The organism is Robertkochia marina, from assembly GCF_004799345.1.
Classification (GTDB): domain Bacteria; phylum Bacteroidota; class Bacteroidia; order Flavobacteriales; family Flavobacteriaceae; genus Robertkochia; species Robertkochia marina.
Genome location: NZ_SSMC01000003.1, coordinates 420,510 through 440,960, shown reverse-complemented (window position 1 = coordinate 440,960; position 20,451 = coordinate 420,510). Strand labels below are relative to the sequence as shown.

Sequence of the window (20,451 nt, the reverse complement as noted above, 5' to 3'; positions counted from 1 at the left end):
TTTCTTGGATAAGCGTTTTTATGATTAGTCATTATTGAGTTCCCTGAAAACTAAGTTCGGGTTAGGTTTCCGGAGCTCCCGCTCCTTTTTTCCACACTGGGTGGTACACCCGCAATTAGAGCAGCTTCTTCTTCCTGCAAGCACATCATCTTCACGGTATTCTTCGCGAAATGCGTCCTTCCATAGAACTTGCACCAGCACCCATACCAGCACGATGCTTACAATTAAACCGATTCCTATTAAAAGTGAATGCCACATACTTTTATGTTTTAAGCTCCCAGGCCTGCAAAGCCCATAAAACAGAGCGATAATATTCCGGCTATAAACAATGTCAATGCGGTACCTTTAGAAATGGAGGGTACCTCTGCAAAAGTGAGCCGTTCTCTTAATCCTGCGATCAATACCAGTGCCAGTGTAAATCCAACTCCGGCCCCCAGGGCATAGACCACACTTTCCAGCAATCCGTAGCCTTTATTGGTTTGGAATAAAGCCACTCCCAGAATAGCACAATTGGTAGTGATGAGGGGGAGGAATATTCCAAGGGACTGGAACAATGCCGGACTCATTTTTTTAATAAACATCTCTACTAACTGAACTGTAGAGGCAATCACCACTATATAACTGATCAGCTGCAGGTAAGGGGCATCAATAACCACCAGGAAGGCATGAATGCCGTAGGCACATACCGAACTGATGAGCATGACGAACATCACGGCTCCTCCCATTTTTGTGGCGGTTTCCATCTTTCCGGAAACTCCCAGAAACGGGCAGATGCCCAGGAAATAAGCCAACACAAAATTGTTCACCAAGGAGGCGTTGAGAAAGATCGTTCCAAGAGATTCTGTATTCATGCTTTTTTGGTTTGAAGGGCGTTAATTACCAATAACCATGCAGCCAGGGTAAAGAACCCTCCTGCAGGCAATATCATTACGATCCAGCTTTGAAATCCTTCCGGAAATACCGCAAGGCCGAATAAGGATCCGTTTCCAAGGAGTTCCCTCACGGCGCCCAGGCACAACAGGGCGAAGGTAAAGCCAAGGCCCATTCCCAGGGCATCCAGCACCGATTTACTCACCGTATTCTTTGAGGCAAAGGCCTCCGCCCGACTCAGTATCAGACAGTTTACCACGATCAGAGAGATAAAGGCTCCCAGGGCCTTGTGCAGCTCTACACTAATGGCTTGTATGGCGTAATCGGTCACGGTCACGAAGGTAGCAATGATCAAAATATAGGAGGCTATACGAACCTGTTTGGGAACAAAGTTTCGCAGCAGAGACACCAGGATATTCGACATCAACAGCACGAAGGCTGTCGCCAGACCCATAGCCAGGGCATTTTCGGCTGTATTAGAAACAGCCAATACCGGGCACATTCCCAACACCTGAACAAATACCGGGTTATCCCTCCACAACCCTTTGATAAACTCATCGGTCGAGGTGATCTTCTTCGCAGATGGAGGTGGGTTATTTGTCATCGTTCTCGTTTTTTTTTGGGTTTGCTTTGGGGGTTTCCATCATTTTATAATTGTCAAAAAGCAGGGGGATCACTTCTTCAGTGCTGCTGCCAATAATATCGCCCACAGCCCTGGAAGAAATGGTAGCCCCGGTTATACCGTCAATTTCCCAGGCATTTACCTTGGCTCCCTGTTTAACGGTGGTCACCTTATTGGCAATGTTTCCTTCCTTATTCAGGCCTACGTCAAGGGCCGTAAAATTGTCAAGAAACCGTTGTTCCTTTTCTATCTTATCTCCCAGTCCGGGAGTTTCTTTACTTTCCAGTACCTGAAATCCTATTATTTGTTGCTGCTTTGGGTTGTATCCATACAAGATCCTGATCTTATCGGCATAGCCCTGGCCGGAAGCCTCTACGGCATAGCCCACCAGTTGATCAGCACTATCATACCCGGCGTATACTAACGAAACCGGTGATTCTTCCGTATCGGGAGCTATCAACTTTCCTTCTGCATTTACGCCAAAGGTTCGCGAACTCACCGCCCCGGGTAATACTTCAAAAATGGCCTTTTCCAGGGCCTCGGCCTTTAGTTGTTGTACGCGAGGCTGGGTAAGCTCAAAGGTCACCACGATCAAAAGGGCACTGAGCACTCCTATACCCACCATGGCCTTTAGCATTTTTGTACTGCCAGCAGGGTTTTGTGATGCTATATTCACCGTTTCACTCATACCGCTTTCATTTTTGGGGTAGTACCGTACACCCGGTTCTTAATAAGCCTATCGATCTGGGGAGAAATGGCATTGGCCAGGAGAATGGAATACATAACGCCTTCGGGGAGTCCGCCCCAAACGCGTATCACGATGGTCAGGACCCCTATAATAGCTCCATAGATCCAAAGTCCGAGGGGGGTAATGGGCGAGGATACCATATCGGTAGCCATAAAGACTGCTCCGAGCATCAACCCCCCTGAGAACAGCATAAACACCGGCGAAGGATATAGTTCGCTATTCACCAGGTACAGGGCTCCACTCAGCAAGAAAGCACTCAGCAAAACCGCAGCCGGGATTCTCCAATTCATCATATTCCTTGCTATAAGGTAGATCCCTCCCAGGATAATGATCACGGCACAGGTTTCTCCGGCCGAACCGCTTACCAGCCCAAAGGCCAACTCTGAGGCCGGTGTGGTATACCCTTCAAACTTAAATGCCGATAAGGGGGTGGCTCCGGAAATGACATCGTATTGGGGCTGCATTAAGGGTAAGGCGAGTACCGAAGAGGCTACTTCGGAGAACCGATCAGGTAAAAAGGCGGGATGCCAGGTGGTAATGGCTACCGGAAAGGCTGCCTGTAATACCGCTCTTGCTACCAGGGCCGGATTAAATACATTATACCCCAGGCCGCCAAATATGTATTTACCCAGGGCGATACCCAGGGCTCCTCCTACAAAGGCCATCCATAACGGAAAAGCCGGAGGCAGGGTAAGCCCGAGGAGTATCCCCGTGATTACTGCCGAATAGTCGGCAATGGTGGTTTCTTTTTTTGAAAGGCGGCATAGAACATGCTCTGTGATCACACTCCCCAAGGTAGCTGTGGCAATGACCAGCAGGGCATTCCACCCAAAGGCATACACCGAGTAAAACACCACCGGCAGTAAGGCCCAAACCACATTTTTCATGATCTGATCGGTAGTGTGCCCCTTGAAGATATGGGGTGATGAACTTATATGTAGGGTCTTTTTAAGCATTTACTTTTTCTTTTTGCAGGGCTTCCTTCTTCCGAACCGCACGTTTGGCCAATCGGAAATATTGTACCAGCGGAATATGAGACGGGCACACATAGCTGCAGGAACCACATTCAAAACAATCCATTAAATTAAAATCGGATGCCATTTCTTCATAGGCCCCGAATTTGGCCAGGATCCCCATTTGCGAGGGATTCAGCAAGATCGGGCAGGCATCAACACAGGCCCCGCATTTAATACAGGGATAGGTTTTAGTATTCAGACTTACCTCTTTCCTGGTAAAGACCAGGATACCGGAGGTTCCTTTTACAATGGAAATATCGAGGTTAGATACGGCCATCCCCATCATCGGGCCGCCCATATACACCTCACAAACATCCTCCTCTACCCCTACCTGCTCTAAGACGAACCGCAGCGGCGTACCTACGGGGATCAGGTAGTTCCCTTTCTTTTTAACCCCGGGACCGGAAATGGTGATCACCCTTTCCTGTATGCCTCTTCCATGAGGTAATAAACGTCCGATCTCTGCGGTGGTGGCCACATTGACCACTACCACGCCTACTTCTATAGGAAGTTTTTTTGAGGGCACTTCACGACCGAGTATAGCCGTGATCAGCATCTTCTCTGCCCCCTGCGGATATTTTACCGGCAGTACTTTTACAGCAATGGGCAGATCTTTCGGCAGGTGTTTTTCCAGGTGGGCCGCAGCATCCTTTTTATTGGCCTCGATACCAATAATGGCCTGTTTTGCCCCGGTTACTTTCAGCAGGTATTTGATACCGGTAAAAATATCCTCCTCCTGCTCCAGCATCACCCGGTGATCGGTCGTCAGGTAAGGTTCACATTCCACCCCGTTTATAATAAGGGTTTCACAGGTCTTGCCGTCAGGCACTTTTAGCTTTACATGGGTGGGAAAGGCGGCCCCTCCCAGTCCGACAATACCTGCATCCTGAATACCCTGGAGGATCTCCTCCGGGGTAGCCGTGTCCGGGTCTATGGGTTTACCTTCTTTTACCTCCTGGGTTGAAAACGGAAAAGCTTCGAGATAGATCCCGGGCGACATTTTTCCCGAAATGGTAGGCACATTGGCGATCTTACGCACTGTTCCCGACACCGGGGCATGCAAGGGTACGGAAACGTACCCCCCAGCTTTAGCCAGTAATTGCCCCCGTTGGACTTCCTGCCCTTCCCGGACCAGGACCTGAGACGGGGCGCCAATATGCTGCTCCATAGGCAGGATGATCAGCGGGGAAAAGGGGAATTGCCTAATAGGCAACCCCCTGGTCTCTTCCTTACTTTCAGGCGGGTGTATCCCATGTTTAAAGGTATCCTTATGGAAATTGAATAACGACATAGTGCCTTTTGTAATTTAATTATACTTCTCAGCGCGACTTATCCACTTTTCAATATCCTTTTTAGAGCGATCGGCCGGCAACCCGGGATGGATCACCCCGGCGGTACACTTTTCAGCAGCCTTCACCAGGTCTTCATAAGCTCCTGCCTTTGGGTTTTTAATAAAAGCCTTGTTGTCATCGTTATAAGCGAAAATATTCGCGTTGATCTTCATACACTCGTCACAAGAGGTACATTCTCCTGTTTCCAGCCATGGGGCCATATACTCGCCGTTGGATGCTGTTTCAGCCTCCTTTTCAACTGGCCCGACAGGGGTATCCACTACCAGGCCTTCCATGCCGTTGTTATTGCCACCGGCCAACTTCATCAATCCCTGTGCGATCTTGCCAACCACCTCGCTACGTATCTTTTCTTCCAAATTTTCCTCAATGGACTGCTCAGCATCTACGCCTGCAAGGTCTTTCAGAAGCAACCAGAAATCGCGTCGTTCCTCACAGGACTCCACGATGGGTTTAGCCACCAAAACTCTGTTGAGTTTTTGATCTCTGTCTACTGCCCAGATAAAGGGGAATTTACCTTCTCGGTCGCTTTCTTCCATGTCAAGGAATTCAGCTAACAATACCATGTTATCATTCCAGGCATCTCTGGGTACTTTGCGGAAATGTTTCCTGAACCGCGCTTCTGTAAGGGCAAAATCGGCAAAGGTCATAGGCAGCTCCATGGTGCGTTCCTGTCCGTATTCGAGGTATTTTAAACGATAGGTCGGCCAGTCTTTATTAAGATCCGGATTCCCTGACAGGTCAAAGGCCTCGGTGGTTTTAATACCGTGATCCGGGTTGTATTTAAAGACCGGATAGGCTCTTGATTCCACAGCAAGTTTCGCCTGGTTTACCCCCATATCATCACCGACCCCATGTTCAGGCTGGCAGGTGGTATAAAGGTTAAATATAGCCGGACGCTTGGTCATTAAGCCATCGATAAATCCTTCTATCATCTGGCTCGTATTGGCCAGAGACCCTTGTAACACGTAGGTATTTCTATGGGCCATGGCGATCAGGCCGATCTCTTTTCGGGGTTCTTCCTTCCCTTTCCAAACCTTACCGTATTGAGCCATGTCAGACACCTGGCCGATAAAGCCGGAGGTACAGGCCTGCCCACCGGTATTAGAGTATACCTGGGTATCAACCACGATCACTTTGATCGGTTTACCGGAGGCCATCATACGGGAGAGGTTCTGGAAACCTATGTCGTACATGGCGCCATCACCTCCGAGGGTGACCACCGGCGGACACAACAGCCACTCTTCATCAGTGAATTGCTGCCAGGTAAAATAGGTAAAGAACTCATCGTGTTCTGTTGGGTCGTACTTTCCATCAAGAATAAGCTCTGCTTTTCTAATGGCTTTAAAGCCTTCTGCCATTTTAGCCATATGTCCCTCAAAGACACCCATGGCCATAGAGGTAGAATCCTGGAACAGGTGATTGGCCCAAGGGAAAGGATACGGGTTAAAAGGCCAGGTACTGCCCCAAACCGAGGTACAACCTGTGGCATTGAGCATTCCCATATTAGAACGCCCTTTTCCGGAGGTACCATTGGTATATTTCCATTTGAGCTTTTTCAGCTGTGCCAGCAGCTGGGTAATATTTCGCAGCCATTCCTGGTCAATCGGTTCTCCACCTTTCTCAGATTCGAACCTGCGGGTGATCTCTGCCATGGTGAGATCAGCATTTTGCATCTCGCTAACGATCTTGGCCATGGTGGCAGAATCTGTGAGATCTACCCCACCCATCAGTTTCCCCTGGACATGCTTCTCCAGTTTATCGGTAAGCTCTTCAAGGTAGGCCATATGTTTCTCTATACGCGGCTGCATCAGCGACTCTACCGTGGCGGTAAAGATGTGCACCACCGATTTTTCAGAACATCCCAAACACGCTCCGTCTCCACTGGCAAAATTCAGGTAAGCATCTTTATTGAGCAGGAGTGTTTCCAGCGGACCTATCTTTTCTTCCAGATCATCAATGCGATTAAATTTCTGAGGTGTATTGGGCAGGGCATTCCAGAGATCCCATTGCTTGTTCAATTCTACCACAGAACCTTCTGTTTGCGGAATTTTGATCAGGGCATTGTCGTTACACACGGCCACACATTCCATACATCCTTTACAGGTGTTGGGGTTGATGGTGATACTGAACAAACCTCCGCTGCCTTCTTCTTTTTTCTCATGAAGGTCAAAATAAGGCCGGGTTAAGGCGAAATTGAATTCCCCCAACTCCTCTTTGAACCAATCAAACTCCTTAACCATTTCGGAATTGCCTTTAAGATCGGCGATGGTCATTTCTATGGCATTCTTGATATTTTCATTGACGGTAGCCCCGTTATTGGATGTTTTGAACAGGGTTCTTACGTTACTCTCGAGTTTACGCACGGCTCTGGGCAAGTGTTCCAGCTTACCGTGGTTCTTTTTAACCCGTGTTACGATAGTATCGAAAACATCAGACACCTCACTCACAAGACCCGGAATGGCGGTATCAGGACATACGGTATAACAATCACCGCAGGCGGTACAGTTATTCGGGATCCATTTAGGGTGTTCAAAGCGGATGCCTGTCATATTGCGGAATACCGATGTTACCGCCGGCATCACACTCAGCCCGATGAATGGATCGGTGAGGTTATCATTCCCCATGCCTCGCAGATAGAAATTCCCGGTTTGCTCCCAGAAACGGTGAATATCACTCAATTTGGATTCACTTTGGGGAATTTCCTTCAGCATTTGAGGTACAGGGGGCATTTCCTGAACACTGCCATTGGTCTGATTACCCGCTCCTACTTCCTTTTCAGTGATCTCAACGACCTCATCGAATCCGCGTTTTACCACCCGCATATTATCCTCGACCACCCGTTGCCCTTTGGTACCGAACTTATGCTGCAACTGGTCTTCGATGGCTTTTAATAGTTTTTCTTCGGAAAGTCCGGATTTCTCCATTAAGGGCGAGGCGGCAAAAAATGCTCCCTGGAAGGCAATACCCTGCATACGCAACTGTAATTCGGGGTCGGTGGCCTCTTCGCGGGCGATCTTGAATCCGTCAATATAGAAGAGTTTGATCTCTTTATCAATGATGATCTTCTGATAGAACTCCGGTATATCGGCCCATACCTCTTCAGGGGTTTTACGGTCACTTTGTATAATAAAGCTTCCACCCTGTTTCAGCCCTGCAAGGGCATTGGTATGTTTAAATACATTGGGATCGGGAGAGAGCACCACATCTACGAAATAATATTCGCAGTTAATGCGGATAGGTTCTGAAGCCGCTGCCAGGTAATAGGTGGTGGGTTGTCCCTTTTTCTCTGAACCATACTTCGGATTGGCTTTAATGTTATACCCTAATAATTCATATAAGGTCATGGCCAGGTTCTTTCCTGTGGTAATGGCACCCCAGCCACCAATGGAGTGAAAACGCACCGTAATGGCGTCTTTAGGCATCAGGTTAGGATTTTCTGAGCCGCGTACCGACAGGTCCTTTACATGCGGGTAAGAGGCTGCAATAGATTCCTGGTAGGCCTTCTGTTTTGGTGAATTGGCCACCTCCCTGATAAAATCTATGGAGAGATAAAAATTCTTTTTGTGTTTCCCGTCGGGAAGCATGTTCTCAACAGCGCCGATAATACCTTCGGGCTGCAGGTCACGGCTACCCATACCAAAAGAACCGGAATAAATGGCGGGCATATCTGTTACCGCATAGGAGATAAGTTCGCGATAAGGGTGTTGTTTTTTATGGGCACCGTTCTCGACACATTTGTTCAAGACACTTCTCACCTCCCTGGTGATCGGAGAATCAACAGCCAGGGGCTGATCGAGACGCTCCAGGATGGTCACCGCTTTTTTGCCTTTTAAAACCTTAGCCAGCAAATCTGCCGGGAAAGGCCGGAACATCACCAGGTCAACCACCCCTACTTTAATGCCCCGGGTTTCGCGCAGGTAATCGGCTACTACCTCTGCACTGGGCACCAGGCTTCCCTGCCCCAGGATCAGGTAATCAGCATCTTCGGTTTTATAGGTCATCACCCTTTTATAGCGCCTTCCGGTAAGCTGGGCATATTCTTCAAAGGCCCGGTCGGTCAGCTCCTGTATATGATCAAAGAAGAAGGGACGCTGGGCGGCAACGCTCTGCATATAGGAGTCCTGGTTTTGTACGATCCCGGCCATAACCGGGTTATCAACATCCCAAAGCTCCGGAATACGGCGTCGTGTTTCGCCATAGATAATACGTTGGGCCGGAGTGGGGGTTTTGATGATATCATCAGGACGCCCCAGGTACTCTTTGATCAATTCCCTTTCCGGCAGCATAAATGATTCTATCAGGTGGGTGGTTAAAAACCCGTCCTGGGCAATGATCCCGGGAGTCAATGCCAACTCTGCTATGCGGTGGGCTATGATGTTAAGATCGGCTACATGCTGTGCTTTTTTAGCGAACATCTGGAAAAACCCGGTGTCATCAACAGCGTGGTAGTCGTCGTGACCGGCGTGCACGTTCAGGGTTGATTTGGTCATGGCACGCGCACCTATATTAAGTACATAGGTCAGACGTTTTCCTACCGCCGCATAGAGCGACTCATGCATATAGGCTATTCCCTGTCCTGAGGAAAAGTTTGCCGCTCGCAACCCTGTCATGGAAAGTCCGGCGGTAACCGCTGCGGCTGCATGCTCCCCTTCGGGCTCGATAAAGATCAGGGGTTTGTCTGAGATGTTTAAATGCCCCTTGGCGGCAGCATCTGCCCAATATTCCCCCATCTGGGTAGAGGGGGTAATGGGAAATGCCCCTGCGGCATCGGTAGACTCGCGCTCACACATAATGGCAGCCGTATTACCGTCCATTGCCACCGGTTTTCCCGGATATTTGTATTTGGAAGCGCCCTTAGCAGCGGAGGCTTCCGATTTTTTACTTATTCCGATTTTCTCTAATAAGGCCTTGGTCATAACTGAAAATTTTTGAGATACTTTGAAGGAGATATATGTTGGTCATGGTCAGGTTAAGAAGCTCCTGCCAGTTGTCTTGCAAACAAGGCCAGGTCAATACAACTTTCCATCTTATCGGGTTCAGCGCTGTATTCTTCATCCTTGTCAAATTCTAATGGACTCAGGTCGAATTCCAGGAATCTTTTATCAAGAGTCCTGCATTTTTCAAGGAGTACATCGAGAGATTCCCCCTCATTCAACACGGTATCATTCTTCAATAAAAATCCCATTAAGGAATGGGAAATTGAATTGCGGGCGCTTCTGCACACCATAAAGGGCACCACATCTTCGGCAGGGCGGTTTAACTCGTTCTTTGCCGCTTCCAGGCATTGAAGGGCTTGCTCGAAATTGGATCTGATCAGTGTAGTTTCCATACAAATTGGTTTAAATGAAGTAGCTGACAGCTGTACATTTGGTTAGGGATTACACTAAAATTAAGGAAGGGGTGGTCAATATTTCATGACTTATATCAGGTCTTGAGTTTTAGATGATGGATTATGAATTGTGAATGGTGAATTGTGAATGGTGAATGGTAAGTGGGGAGTTACGGGGAACCGAACTTCATCCATAGAAACGGGATATCCCCCTCCTTTTTAAGGGGGCTGAGCGTAAAGAAAAGGTCCAGTGGACCTTTTTAGCGATAGAGCCAGGTAGCGCGATGGCAAAGGCAGGGTGGGGTGGTTATTTCAGCAGATTACAAAAAAAAAGCCCTTCATTTTTCAATGAAGGGCTTTTGCTATAAAGAATGTTCCTTTTCAGCACCTTATTAAAGAGTGCTTTAGGATCATTTTCTCTTAGTTCTGGTCACCTGGACCGATGTTTGGATTCGCATCGATCTCTCTTTGAGGGATCTTAAAGATCCAGGCGTCATTTACAGAAGGAGGATCCTGACGGAAACCTGCCTGGTAAAGTACCTCTGAAGCTCCTGAACCTCCGTCAGCTGCGTGGTCAATACCATCATCCCAACGGATCTTATCAGTGTAAAGGAATCCTTCACCGTATAATTCAACACCTCTCTGGAACTTGATGTGATCCATCAATGATTCAGCAGTATTGTAAACAGATACATCATAAGCACTGTCTCTGGCAGTTCCAAGTGGCTCAAGAGCCGTCTGAGCACCTGCAATATCTCCCATCATTAACTTAGCCTCGGCCTCGATCAGGTACATCTCTGAAGAACGCATGTAAATGATATCATCAGGATCGATGGTACCCGGGTTCTTCTGTAAGAATTTCACCTGCATGTATGGGTGAGAGTTATGACGGGTAGTCCACCCGTACTGAGAACGATATTCAGCTTCTTTAGCATCAAAAAGCGCCTCGTCAGTATAGTTCGGATCATTTCCAAAACCACCTTCTCCATTAGCTGCAGAAGTGTTGGTATTAGGAGCATCTGCTAAGAATACGTCTTTTCTGTAGTCAGTATCAGGAATTTGGTTATACAGTCTTCTGTCAACCAGCTTAGGGTTGTTTCTGTTCTGGCTACCATTAAAGGTATTACAGATCAGGTAGAAGTACGAACGGAAGAAAGTAGTTTCCGTATCGATCACGTTACTACCCCAGATAACCTCAGGCAGCGAAGTGGTGTTAAACCCGGACTTCCAATCAGCCTCGCTCATAATTGGGTAATCCTGTCTGGCTGCAACAGCAGCATCAGCAGCAGTTTGCCAATCACCTTTTGATAAGGCTATTCTGGCTTTAAGACCGTTGGCTACATCAATATTCAATTGTGACTTTGTCTCAGGACCTCCTGATGGTCTTGGCGTTCCATTTTCAAAGTACTCAATAGCCGTATTGATGTCAGATTCCATCTGCGCATATACCTCTTCTACCGTAGATCTTGGCGCACTGTTGAATCCTTCTTCTGTACCAAAAAGTAATGGCACTCCGGGATCAGTAGATGGGCTTCCGATCAGGTATCCTTTAGCAAAATGCTGAACCAAAGAAAGGTAAGAATACGCTCTGTACGTATAAGCCTGGCCAACAATAGCATTCAGGTTCTCATCCATAACCAGACTACCATCAGTTGCTTTGTTAATGATGGCATTGGCACTGGCAATGGTATTATAGCGGTGATACCAAAGGATCTCAGGAGTTAAGGCTGTCTGATCAGTATGTGAGATCCACTGGGTTTCATCTTGCCAACTTAAGTTATTTGCTCTTGCAGAGTGGATAACGCCTCCTGCCAGGTTATCCCCTAGCGGGATCCAGTAATGGTTACCGGCACGGGCTGTATTACCACCCGGGAAAATGGTCTGTGATTGGGAGAACAGTCCTCTGTGCAGACCATTCAGGATCAGCTGCATATTCTCTGCACTGGAAAGAGCGTCTGTAGCAGAAATGGCATCAGTTGGAGTGGTCTCCAAAAAGTCCTTTTCGCATGAGGTTATTGCGATGGTTAATACCAACAATAACGCTTGTTTTATTCTATTAAACATAACTATATATGTGTTTTTTTAATTAAAAAGCAACGTTTAAACCTAAAGAAATAATCCTTGCAGGATTAAAGTCATTCCCTGCAGGAGTACCCGCCAGGTTGTACTGTGGATTTAATCCTGTTCTCTTAGACTTCAGGAATAAATTCTCACCCGTTACCGAAACGGTTAAAGCGTCCATACCCAAAGAATTCACCAAAGCTGAATCAAAGGTATATCCTAAATTTACGTTTTTCAACGACCAGAAAGAAGCATCAGTTAAAAATCTGTCTGATTGTGTTCTAACCAATCCGTTGTTTCCGCTCTCTAAACGAGGAACATCAGTAATGTCTCCGGGCTGTCTCCAGGCGTCAAGAATATCCGGGTGGTAAGATCTACCAAAGGTACCACTGTGCATCATGGCAGAGTATCCGTTATCAAGGAAGCTTCCTCCGATACCGTAAGTGATCAGGAAGTCGAAGTTAAACCCTTTCCATGAAAGGCTGTTAGAAACAGAACCTAACAGATCAGGAATTGAACTGTCTCCTGTATAAGCTCTCTCTGTAGCCTGCCAGTCGTTAGTTACTTCCTGGTTACCGTCAGCTCCGATTACAGGTACACTGTTACCTTCAGCATCTAATTCATAAACATAGAATAACTGGTCTCCGTTATCCGGATCTACACCGGCAGTACGAAGCAGGTAGAAATCAAATCTTGAACGACCTACATCCCAACGCTTTGATCCGTTGATAAATGGATCCGGAAGACTGGTGATCTCGTTCTTAAAGGTAGAAGCTTGTAACCCTACGTTCCATCTGAAATCAGGTGTATTGATAAGATTGGCATTCAAAGCAAGTTCCCAACCTGAGTTGTACATATCACCGATGTTCTGAGGTACGGTATTCAAACCGTTACTCAAGGCGATAGGAAGGTTGTTTAACAGGTCTGAAGAGTTTCTCTTATAGTATTCAAGTGATCCTTCAAGGAAGTAATCGAACAATGTGAACTCTAAGGCAACATCAAAACTTTCAATGGTTTCCCACTGCAGGTTAGGGTTACCCAGGTCTGTTGAGATAATGGCAGGGTTACCTGCATTTGAAGTCAGGGAGTATCTTGGCTGAGAAATGAACTCATCCAAAAGATCATCGTTACCCACTTCCCCGTAAGAAGCTCTCACTTTCAAGGCATCAACAAAAGATACATTATCCATAAAGCTCTCCTGGTCAATTCTCCAGGAACCACCTACAGAGTAGAAGTTACCCCATCTTGATTCTTCACTGAATACAGAAGAACCATCACGTCTTGCAGAAGCACTGATGTAATACTTGTTATCGAAGTTATAGTTACCTCTGATGAAATAACCTTCAATAGCTTTCCTGACACTGTTCCCTCCTAAGCCTACTGGAGTAGAGAAATTATCAAATTCATAGATCCCGGTTGCAGTTTGCTCAATTGCTAAAGCATCCATTTGAGAGATTTTTGTATTAAAACTCTCATGACCGGCAGTAATATCTACATTATGAACCCCGTTAAAGCTTTTATTGTAGGTAAGGATCTGGTTGAAGTTTTCTACTTCTCTTCTGAATCTGTCTTCACTGTATCTTCCGGTAGGCTGCGCATCACCGATGATGTTGTTCTCGTATTCTTTTGCAAGACCTTCAAAGGTATCACGACCGTAGTTCAGTCTGAAGTTAAGACCGTCGATGATCTGAAAATCTGCGAAGAAACGCAATCCGTAAGCATTATCTCTGTTGCGTTCATCGTTTAAAAGTAATTCCTGGATGGCGTGACGCCCCTGGCTGATCGGTCTTGAACCGATGTTGTATTCAGGGAATCCTTCCCCACTATCAAATACAGGGTTTCCGGCCGCATCCAGTACAAGGTTACCTTGTTGGTCATTTACAAAGATCGGATAGATAGACCCGATGTTCTTGGCAAACCCAAATGGGTTTACGATACTTCCGGTACCTGCAGAACTTGGTCCTACTGCTTCAGAAATAGTAATGTTGGCACTACCTCCCAGGGTAATAACCTCATTCACATCAAACTCAGCATTTAGACGAGAGGTGATACGATCAAAGGCAGAAGTGATCACATATCCTTCCTCATCAAGATAGGATGCAGAGAAGAATACCTTATGATTTTCACCACCCCCGGCAACGTTTACGTTATAGTTCTGACGTATCCCTGTCTGCTCCAGGAAATCATCCCAGTCAAGGCTTTGGTATACTACGTTTGCATTAGGATTCAGCTGCCCGTCTAATCCAACGATCTGATCGTTAGGAACGTCAAACGGGTTATACCCTAAACTGTTGTAGATATTCGCAGATGCATAGGCAGGATCTCCTCCTCCGGCACTGGAATTCTTAAGGGCTTCCCACATTACTTCGTAATACTCTCCGGGAGACACCTGGTCATAAGCAGGAATAGCTCTGGATACCAAACCGAATTGGGTAGAAGCCGTTACTTTGATATCTCCTTTTTTACCACTTTTTGTCGTGATCATCACTACCCCGTTCGCAGCACGCGAACCGTAGAGCGATGTAGAAGCAGCATCTTTAAGGATGGTAAAAGATTCAATATCTTCCTGGTTGATCGTGTTAAGATCTCCTTCATATTGAATACCATCTACAATAATTAATGGATCAGAGGAACCGTTCAGGGTACCCACACCACGAATAACAATTCCGGGAGATGAACCCGGCTGTCCTGAGGCAGCAACAAACTGTACCCCTGTGGCTCTACCTTCAATAGCCGCTACAGGAGAAGTTACGTTCCTGGTGGCAAGGTCTCCGGCTCCAATCACACTCGCCGAACCTGTAAAGGCCTCTTTTGTAGTGGTACCGTAGGCAGTTACAATAACCTCTTCAAGTGTTTCTGCATCTTCCTGCAGGCTCACATTGATAACGGATTGCCCCCCTACTACAACTTCCTGCGACTTTAAGCCCAGGTAAGAAAATACTAAGGTAGCTCCTTCACTGGTTGAGATGGAATAGTTTCCATCAAAATCTGTCTGCACACCGTTGGTGGTTCCCTTCACCAGAACACTTGCTCCGGGCAGAGGAAGACCATCAGACGCTGTCGTCACCGTACCGGTGACCGTTTTACTTTGTGCAAAGGTGAACTGCACAAACATCATGAACAGCAGCATGAACACTGCTCTAAAATTTGTCTTCATTCGATTGAATTTAAGTTAGCTTCTCGCGAAAATCATACATTATCACAATATATCAAAGGTTTTACCTACGTATTTATTGAAAGAAATCCACATTTTAACATTCGTAATTTTCTTATGTATATAAACAGGAAAAGACTGCAAGACAAGTACAGGGTTAAATAATTGATTACCAAATATCTACATCTCAAAATCTTGCGTTAACATATATTTATGTTAAGGAAATCACAAAGCAAAATCGATCATATGAACGCATAAAAAAACCCGGTTGATCATCAACCGGGCTTCCTATTCTATAAGAACTAAAATAGCTTATCTGTTCGGGTTAAGCGTTTCGTCAATACGCTCTCTCAGGTCTCTCAGGTGGTATTTACTCATACTGTCACCGGTGCGATTAATGGCGCTGCTTACCTGCGATCTCAGGGCGTTGAGTTCTGCTCTTGAAATAGCTCTGATATCAGACTGGCTTACATCTACCGGGGTAGCCGTTCTTCTGCTCTGCTCCTGCTCTTCATGAAGCAAATAGCCAAGGCGCTCGACATAGGCTCTTTGAAGGTTTCTGCGATAAGTATCTATGGTTGCCCCACGTCTTAACTCGCTGAACAATCCGTTTCTCAGATCTTTCATCATATCTTCAAGGGTATATACACTACTGCCATTAAGGGCTTCGTTTTCGATCATTCTGGCCAATCTGCCGAAATCCAGCAGGTTGTCAAGGGTACGTGTCTGCACTCTTCTGATACGCTCCACAGTACCATCGGCCTCGATCTTACTCACGATCTCTTTATCAAGCATCCACTCCGGTGTTTCAAACAATTGTCTATGCAGAAAGTCCATGGCTTTCTCCTGGTGCGCTTTTGGCACATGGGTGTATACAGGGCCCTCCTGGTCAAAAGACTTATAATGTTCGTAAACCCCTCCGATATTGTTGCTTACATGCCCCATGTATCGGTTATACTGTGAAAATACCTGGCCGTACATCTGCTCCAGTTTTTCATAGTCCTCCCCTTTCTCGTAGGTCCATTTTGTAAGATTCGGAACAATGCGCTTCAGGTTTTCGATACCGTAATCACTCGCTTTTACAGCATCATCACCGAGATCTTCGGTCTGTGAACTCGGATCCACCACAGTCCACTGCTGTCTTCCAAATCTATACATCGGGTCTCCGGCATGCTCCATGATCCAGCTGTCAAGTACTTCCTTCTCATCTTCGGCTGATTTTTCCGGGATGGGCATATACCCCCATTTAATGGCGTACTTATCGTACACTCCGATCTCCGGCATTAAAGCCACCCCTTTATCTTCAGGCTGGGCCACATAATTAAAACGGGCATAATCCATAATAGAAGGTGCTGTACCATACTTTTGAGTAAACGCTGCAGAACGCAGTGAATCTACCGGGTAGGCAACACTACTTCCCATATTGTGCGGCAACCCGAGGGTATGGCCTACTTCGTGTGATGACACAAAACGAATGAGTCGACCCATTACCTCATCTTCGAACTCTACCTTCTGAGCATCGGGATTAATGGCTGCGGTCTGCACAAAGAACCAGTTCTTTAACAGGGTCATTACATTGTGATACCAATTGATATCAGATTCAAGGATCTCCCCGCTTCGAGGGTCACTCACGTGAGGGCCGTTAGCGTTCGGGATCGGAGAAGCCAGGTAGCGTACTACAGAGTAACGCACATCTTCAGGAGACCACTCCGGATCTTCTTCCTTCGATGGAGGATCTTTAGCAATGATGGCATTCTTAAAACCTGCAGCCTCAAAAGCAACCTGCCAGTCTTCAATACCTTGTTTGATATACTTTCTCCACTTTACCGGAGTCGCTCTGTCAATGTAATAAACAATGGGTTTTTTAGGTTCTACAAGCTCTCCGCGGTTAAACTTCTCAAGGTCTTCATCTTTCACCTCAAGTCTCCAGCGGTCGAGGTAACGTACGGTTTTACTTTCCTGTGCATCCAGACCGTAATCTGTTTGCCCCCTGGCAAACCAACCTACACGCTGATCAAAATACCTTCTTTTCATAGGCTCTTTAGGCAGCAACACCATAGAGTTATTCATCTCTACAGTGATAGACCCTAAACTCTCATTAGAAGGAGGATTTCTGGAAGAATAGGTTTTGACATGACGGGCTTCGATATTCAGCGGGAAACTTTTCAGGCTTTCAATATAGGTACGATCTCTATCGGTGGTGGTAACCTTATACCGCTCTCTGTAAAACTCGGGCAATCCAAGGGCTTTTACATCCTTCTCGAACAGGTCATTAACCTGAACGACCACAGAAGTAGAATCTTTTCCGAAGGCCTCAATATCAAAACTGTGTAGAATAGGCTCCAGGTTTGAATTTACCACTGCTTCATGAATTGGCAGGGAATCTGCGGCGTAGATCTCATGCGAAACCACTCTTAACAATACCTTTTTAGGTTTCTTCTCCCAACGAAGCACCTGGGTATTGGCCTTCCCTCCACCAAATCCGATATTGGTAGCGGTTTTTGCAATTCTCGTAACCATGAGCATCTCCCTTCCGAATAAACTGTCGGGAATCTCATAGTACATCTTGTCATCTACGGTGTAGACATTGAATAAACCTTCATCTTTTGTGGCATCTGAAGTGATCACCTTACTAAAAGGTTTGATGCCGTTTTTCTTTTCCTTAGCAGGGGCTGTCGGCTGTTCCTTTTTCTTCTTCTTAAAAAGCTGTGCTTCAGCCGAACAAGAGGACAAAAGAAAACAGGCAGACATAACAAGGGTCATGCCCAATCTTAAATTCATAGTAGTTAGTTTAATTTTTCATCAAATTACCTGAATATTCTTCAAAGAAGTTGTTAAAAGCTTCTTAAGGTTGTTTTTAAGGGGACGGGTAACGGGGTACGAGGTACAGGTGATGAATGGTGAATGGTGAATGGTGAGTGGTGAATGGTGAGTGGTGAGTGGTGAGTGGTGAGTGGTGAGTGGTGAGTGGTGAGTTCCGGGATTTGGAATTTGAGATTTCCGGTTTGTCCAACACTCCTCAATACGAAAAAAATCCCCTCCTTAAACAAGAGGGGATCTTTATTACTCTGAGATAACATTTATATTGTATACTGCAAACTGCTTACTGCTTACTGCCTACTGAAAAACATATTCCGTTCCGGGTACGGTAGAAAAAGAATAGGTTCCGAGGTACTCACAATACGCCCGTCCTTCCAGTACGGGGGAAACAGGCGAATTTTCTTTCAGGTATTCCTCTACCACATCGTGTATGGTGTAGTCCTTCACCTCAACATCTTTCACATTAGGCATCCGGCACAGGTTATCGATTGGGTCTCCGGGCCTCACGCAGGCAGAGATGCTATAGTACTTATCATCCTGAATAGGTTCACCTCCCACCAGGATCTCCTGGATACGTTCTCCCTTCGGATTCTGACTATTGAATTTGACCTTCATCCCGGAGAAACGCACCAGCCACCCCCCGAAGCGGTCAGAGGCATCCTGGGCAAAGGCATTGTGCATCTCCTGTTCCAGCCAGTCTTTGATCTGTTGTCCGCTGGCCTTTCCTGTTTTCAGTTTTTCATTTACTGGTAGCAGGTTCCATAAATTCGCCCTGGTAATGGGCGCAGGCTCCCCGTTTTGTGGTACGATGGGGTTTCCGAAACGGAAACCATTGGAAATAGAGATATCTACCCCTGTTTTCCATCGGGCCGCATCGGTGATCATATTATCCATGGGATTTTCCACCGTCAGGTACCTGAATAAAGGAGTATTGGTATAACCGATCACCGTCTCAAGATCTTCTTTATAGGGTGCTTTGGCCTTATCGACCAAGGCCTGAATTTCAGCATCCGCAGGATATATTTCCGGATCTACCTCGATCAATTCATAGTGATCGCCCACCAACTTCCCGTCTTTGAATTTCAGGGTCAGTTTACCCACAAAAGACCCAAAGGCTCCGGGCTCGGTTACTTTGGCGTATTTACCATCAAGGGGTTCGCGTACCCTTTCATGGGTATCGTTCCCCAGAATATAGTCAACACTTTCTGCCATAGGGTCATTCCCCAGGGCCAATTGCTTAAACACCCCGATATGGGTCACCAGAAACAGGACATCCACCCCCTTGGTTTTCTTTAATTCATCAAGGGTTTCCTTGAATTTTTCATTCATCCCGGAAAAGGCAATCCCTTTGCTGAATATAGGGTTCTGACGGATAGGTACCGCCGGATCATTAAGCCCTACGAATCCGATCTTGATCCCTTGTATTTCTTTGATCCAATAAGGAGGAAACAGGGGTTCTTCATTTTGCTCGTGATACATATTCTGAGCGATCACCTCGGTGTCATATCCTCTCATAATTTCAAGCATATTCTCTTTACCGTATACCACCTCCCAGTTTCCCGGAATGATCACATCATAATTCATCGCTCTAATGATGTCGGTCATTACCTTTCCTTCTGAGAGGGCTGCATAACCACTCCCCTGTATAAGATCGCCCCCATCTACCACAATGGTCTGTCCGGGATTATTCTTTCTTTCCCGGTCAAAAATGGTCTTTATATGGGCCAGCCCACCTCTTTCTTTAAAAACTATGGTGCTGTCTTCCCAAAATAGTTCCGGGTGCGCATCCAACTGCCCGTGAATATCCGCGGTTTGAAGAATGGTAACACTTAAGGTATCAGATTGCGATTCCATTTTGGCAAGATCTCCCTTACCCTTTTTACAGGAGACAGCCATCAGGCTTATGCCCAGTATTCCCATAGCGATCACAGCATATCTTTTGGTTGTTCTCATAAATAGTCTATTTGGTTAATGAATTTTAAAATTACAGACCCAGGCTGTGATATCCCTTTTTCTGTAATTGAAAGTTGTACAGAATACCGTTTTCAACGATTTCCATCTTTTCAGGAACTGCGTTTCTGTCTACCTTGAATTTATTGAGAGAAAATCCACAGGCGATAAGCCTGACTCCCAATGCCTCTGCTTTTTCGATAAAGGCGTCGATCTTGGCGGGGTCAGTGATATCTCCGATCTCCTGTCCGCAAATGATCACTTCGAAGGCTCCGAAATTTTCTCCATCCTCTTCTTTTAGCTTTTCTGCGGTTATAAGAATGGGCTGCAATTGGGGTACCTTTTTAGTAAGCACCACGTAATTGTGTTTTTCGCCTTCCTGTGCGCTGACCCCTGCGGTGGTAAAAACGGTGAGAGCCAAAACAAAGGTTGATAGAAGAATCGTTTTCATGGTTTAAAATTTCAAACAGTTCGTTGGTGTATTAAGTCAAAATACAACTTCCCACCTAAAGATCGGGCCTCCGATCTC

At 46.3% G+C, this 20,451-nt stretch carries 13 protein-coding genes; all 13 read right to left on the bottom strand.

Annotated features, from left to right (window positions below; genetic code table 11):
* Positions 1-24 precede the first annotated feature (24 nt).
* Entirely contained in the window at positions 25-258 is a 234-nt protein-coding gene (locus E7Z59_RS12550; protein ID WP_136336686.1) for a hypothetical protein, read from the bottom strand.
* 11 nt (positions 259-269) lie between these two features.
* The gene (locus E7Z59_RS12545) at positions 270-851 is read right to left on the bottom strand and encodes an electron transport complex protein RnfA (protein WP_136336685.1); all 582 of its coding nucleotides are present in this window, start codon (positions 849-851) and stop codon (positions 270-272) included.
* On the bottom strand, positions 848-1,474 hold the full coding sequence (gene rsxE / locus E7Z59_RS12540) for an electron transport complex subunit RsxE (RefSeq protein WP_136336684.1): 627 nt from the start codon (positions 1,472-1,474) through the stop codon (positions 848-850). The genes E7Z59_RS12545 and rsxE overlap by 4 nt, the downstream gene beginning before the upstream one ends.
* A complete protein-coding gene (locus tag E7Z59_RS12535; RefSeq protein WP_136336683.1) occupies positions 1,464-2,180 on the bottom strand; it encodes an RnfABCDGE type electron transport complex subunit G in 717 nt (238 codons plus the stop codon). The genes rsxE and E7Z59_RS12535 overlap by 11 nt, the downstream gene beginning before the upstream one ends.
* The gene (locus E7Z59_RS12530) at positions 2,177-3,196 is read right to left on the bottom strand and encodes an RnfABCDGE type electron transport complex subunit D (protein WP_136336682.1); all 1,020 of its coding nucleotides are present in this window, start codon (positions 3,194-3,196) and stop codon (positions 2,177-2,179) included. The genes E7Z59_RS12535 and E7Z59_RS12530 overlap by 4 nt, the downstream gene beginning before the upstream one ends.
* The gene (rsxC, locus tag E7Z59_RS12525) at positions 3,189-4,547 is read right to left on the bottom strand and encodes an electron transport complex subunit RsxC (protein ID WP_136336681.1); all 1,359 of its coding nucleotides are present in this window, start codon (positions 4,545-4,547) and stop codon (positions 3,189-3,191) included. Before rsxC ends, E7Z59_RS12530 begins: the two co-directional genes overlap by 8 nt.
* A gap of 15 nt (positions 4,548-4,562) precedes the next feature.
* The gene (locus E7Z59_RS12520) at positions 4,563-9,524 is read right to left on the bottom strand and encodes a 2-oxoacid:acceptor oxidoreductase family protein (RefSeq protein WP_199287173.1); all 4,962 of its coding nucleotides are present in this window, start codon (positions 9,522-9,524) and stop codon (positions 4,563-4,565) included.
* 53 nt (positions 9,525-9,577) lie between these two features.
* A complete protein-coding gene (locus tag E7Z59_RS12515; protein WP_136336680.1) occupies positions 9,578-9,937 on the bottom strand; it encodes a hypothetical protein in 360 nt (119 codons plus the stop codon).
* Positions 9,938-10,357: 420 nt separating this feature from the next.
* Positions 10,358-12,001 (bottom strand): RagB/SusD family nutrient uptake outer membrane protein, encoded by a 1,644-nt coding sequence (locus E7Z59_RS12510; protein WP_136336679.1) that lies wholly within the window; start codon positions 11,999-12,001, stop codon positions 10,358-10,360.
* 22 nt (positions 12,002-12,023) lie between these two features.
* Positions 12,024-15,155, bottom strand: a complete 3,132-nt coding sequence (locus E7Z59_RS12505) for a SusC/RagA family TonB-linked outer membrane protein (protein WP_136336678.1) — start codon at positions 15,153-15,155, stop codon at positions 12,024-12,026.
* A gap of 309 nt (positions 15,156-15,464) precedes the next feature.
* Positions 15,465-17,933 (bottom strand): zinc-dependent metalloprotease, encoded by a 2,469-nt coding sequence (locus E7Z59_RS12500; RefSeq protein ID WP_242015620.1) that lies wholly within the window; start codon positions 17,931-17,933, stop codon positions 15,465-15,467.
* A 336-nt stretch (positions 17,934-18,269) separates the two neighbouring features.
* Positions 18,270-19,925, bottom strand: coding sequence for a bifunctional metallophosphatase/5'-nucleotidase (locus E7Z59_RS12495; protein WP_136336677.1), 1,656 nt, complete (start codon positions 19,923-19,925; stop codon positions 18,270-18,272).
* Positions 19,926-19,956: 31 nt separating this feature from the next.
* Positions 19,957-20,373, bottom strand: a complete 417-nt coding sequence (locus tag E7Z59_RS12490) for a DsrE family protein (protein ID WP_136336676.1) — start codon at positions 20,371-20,373, stop codon at positions 19,957-19,959.
* Between the last annotated feature and the right edge of the window lie 78 nt (positions 20,374-20,451).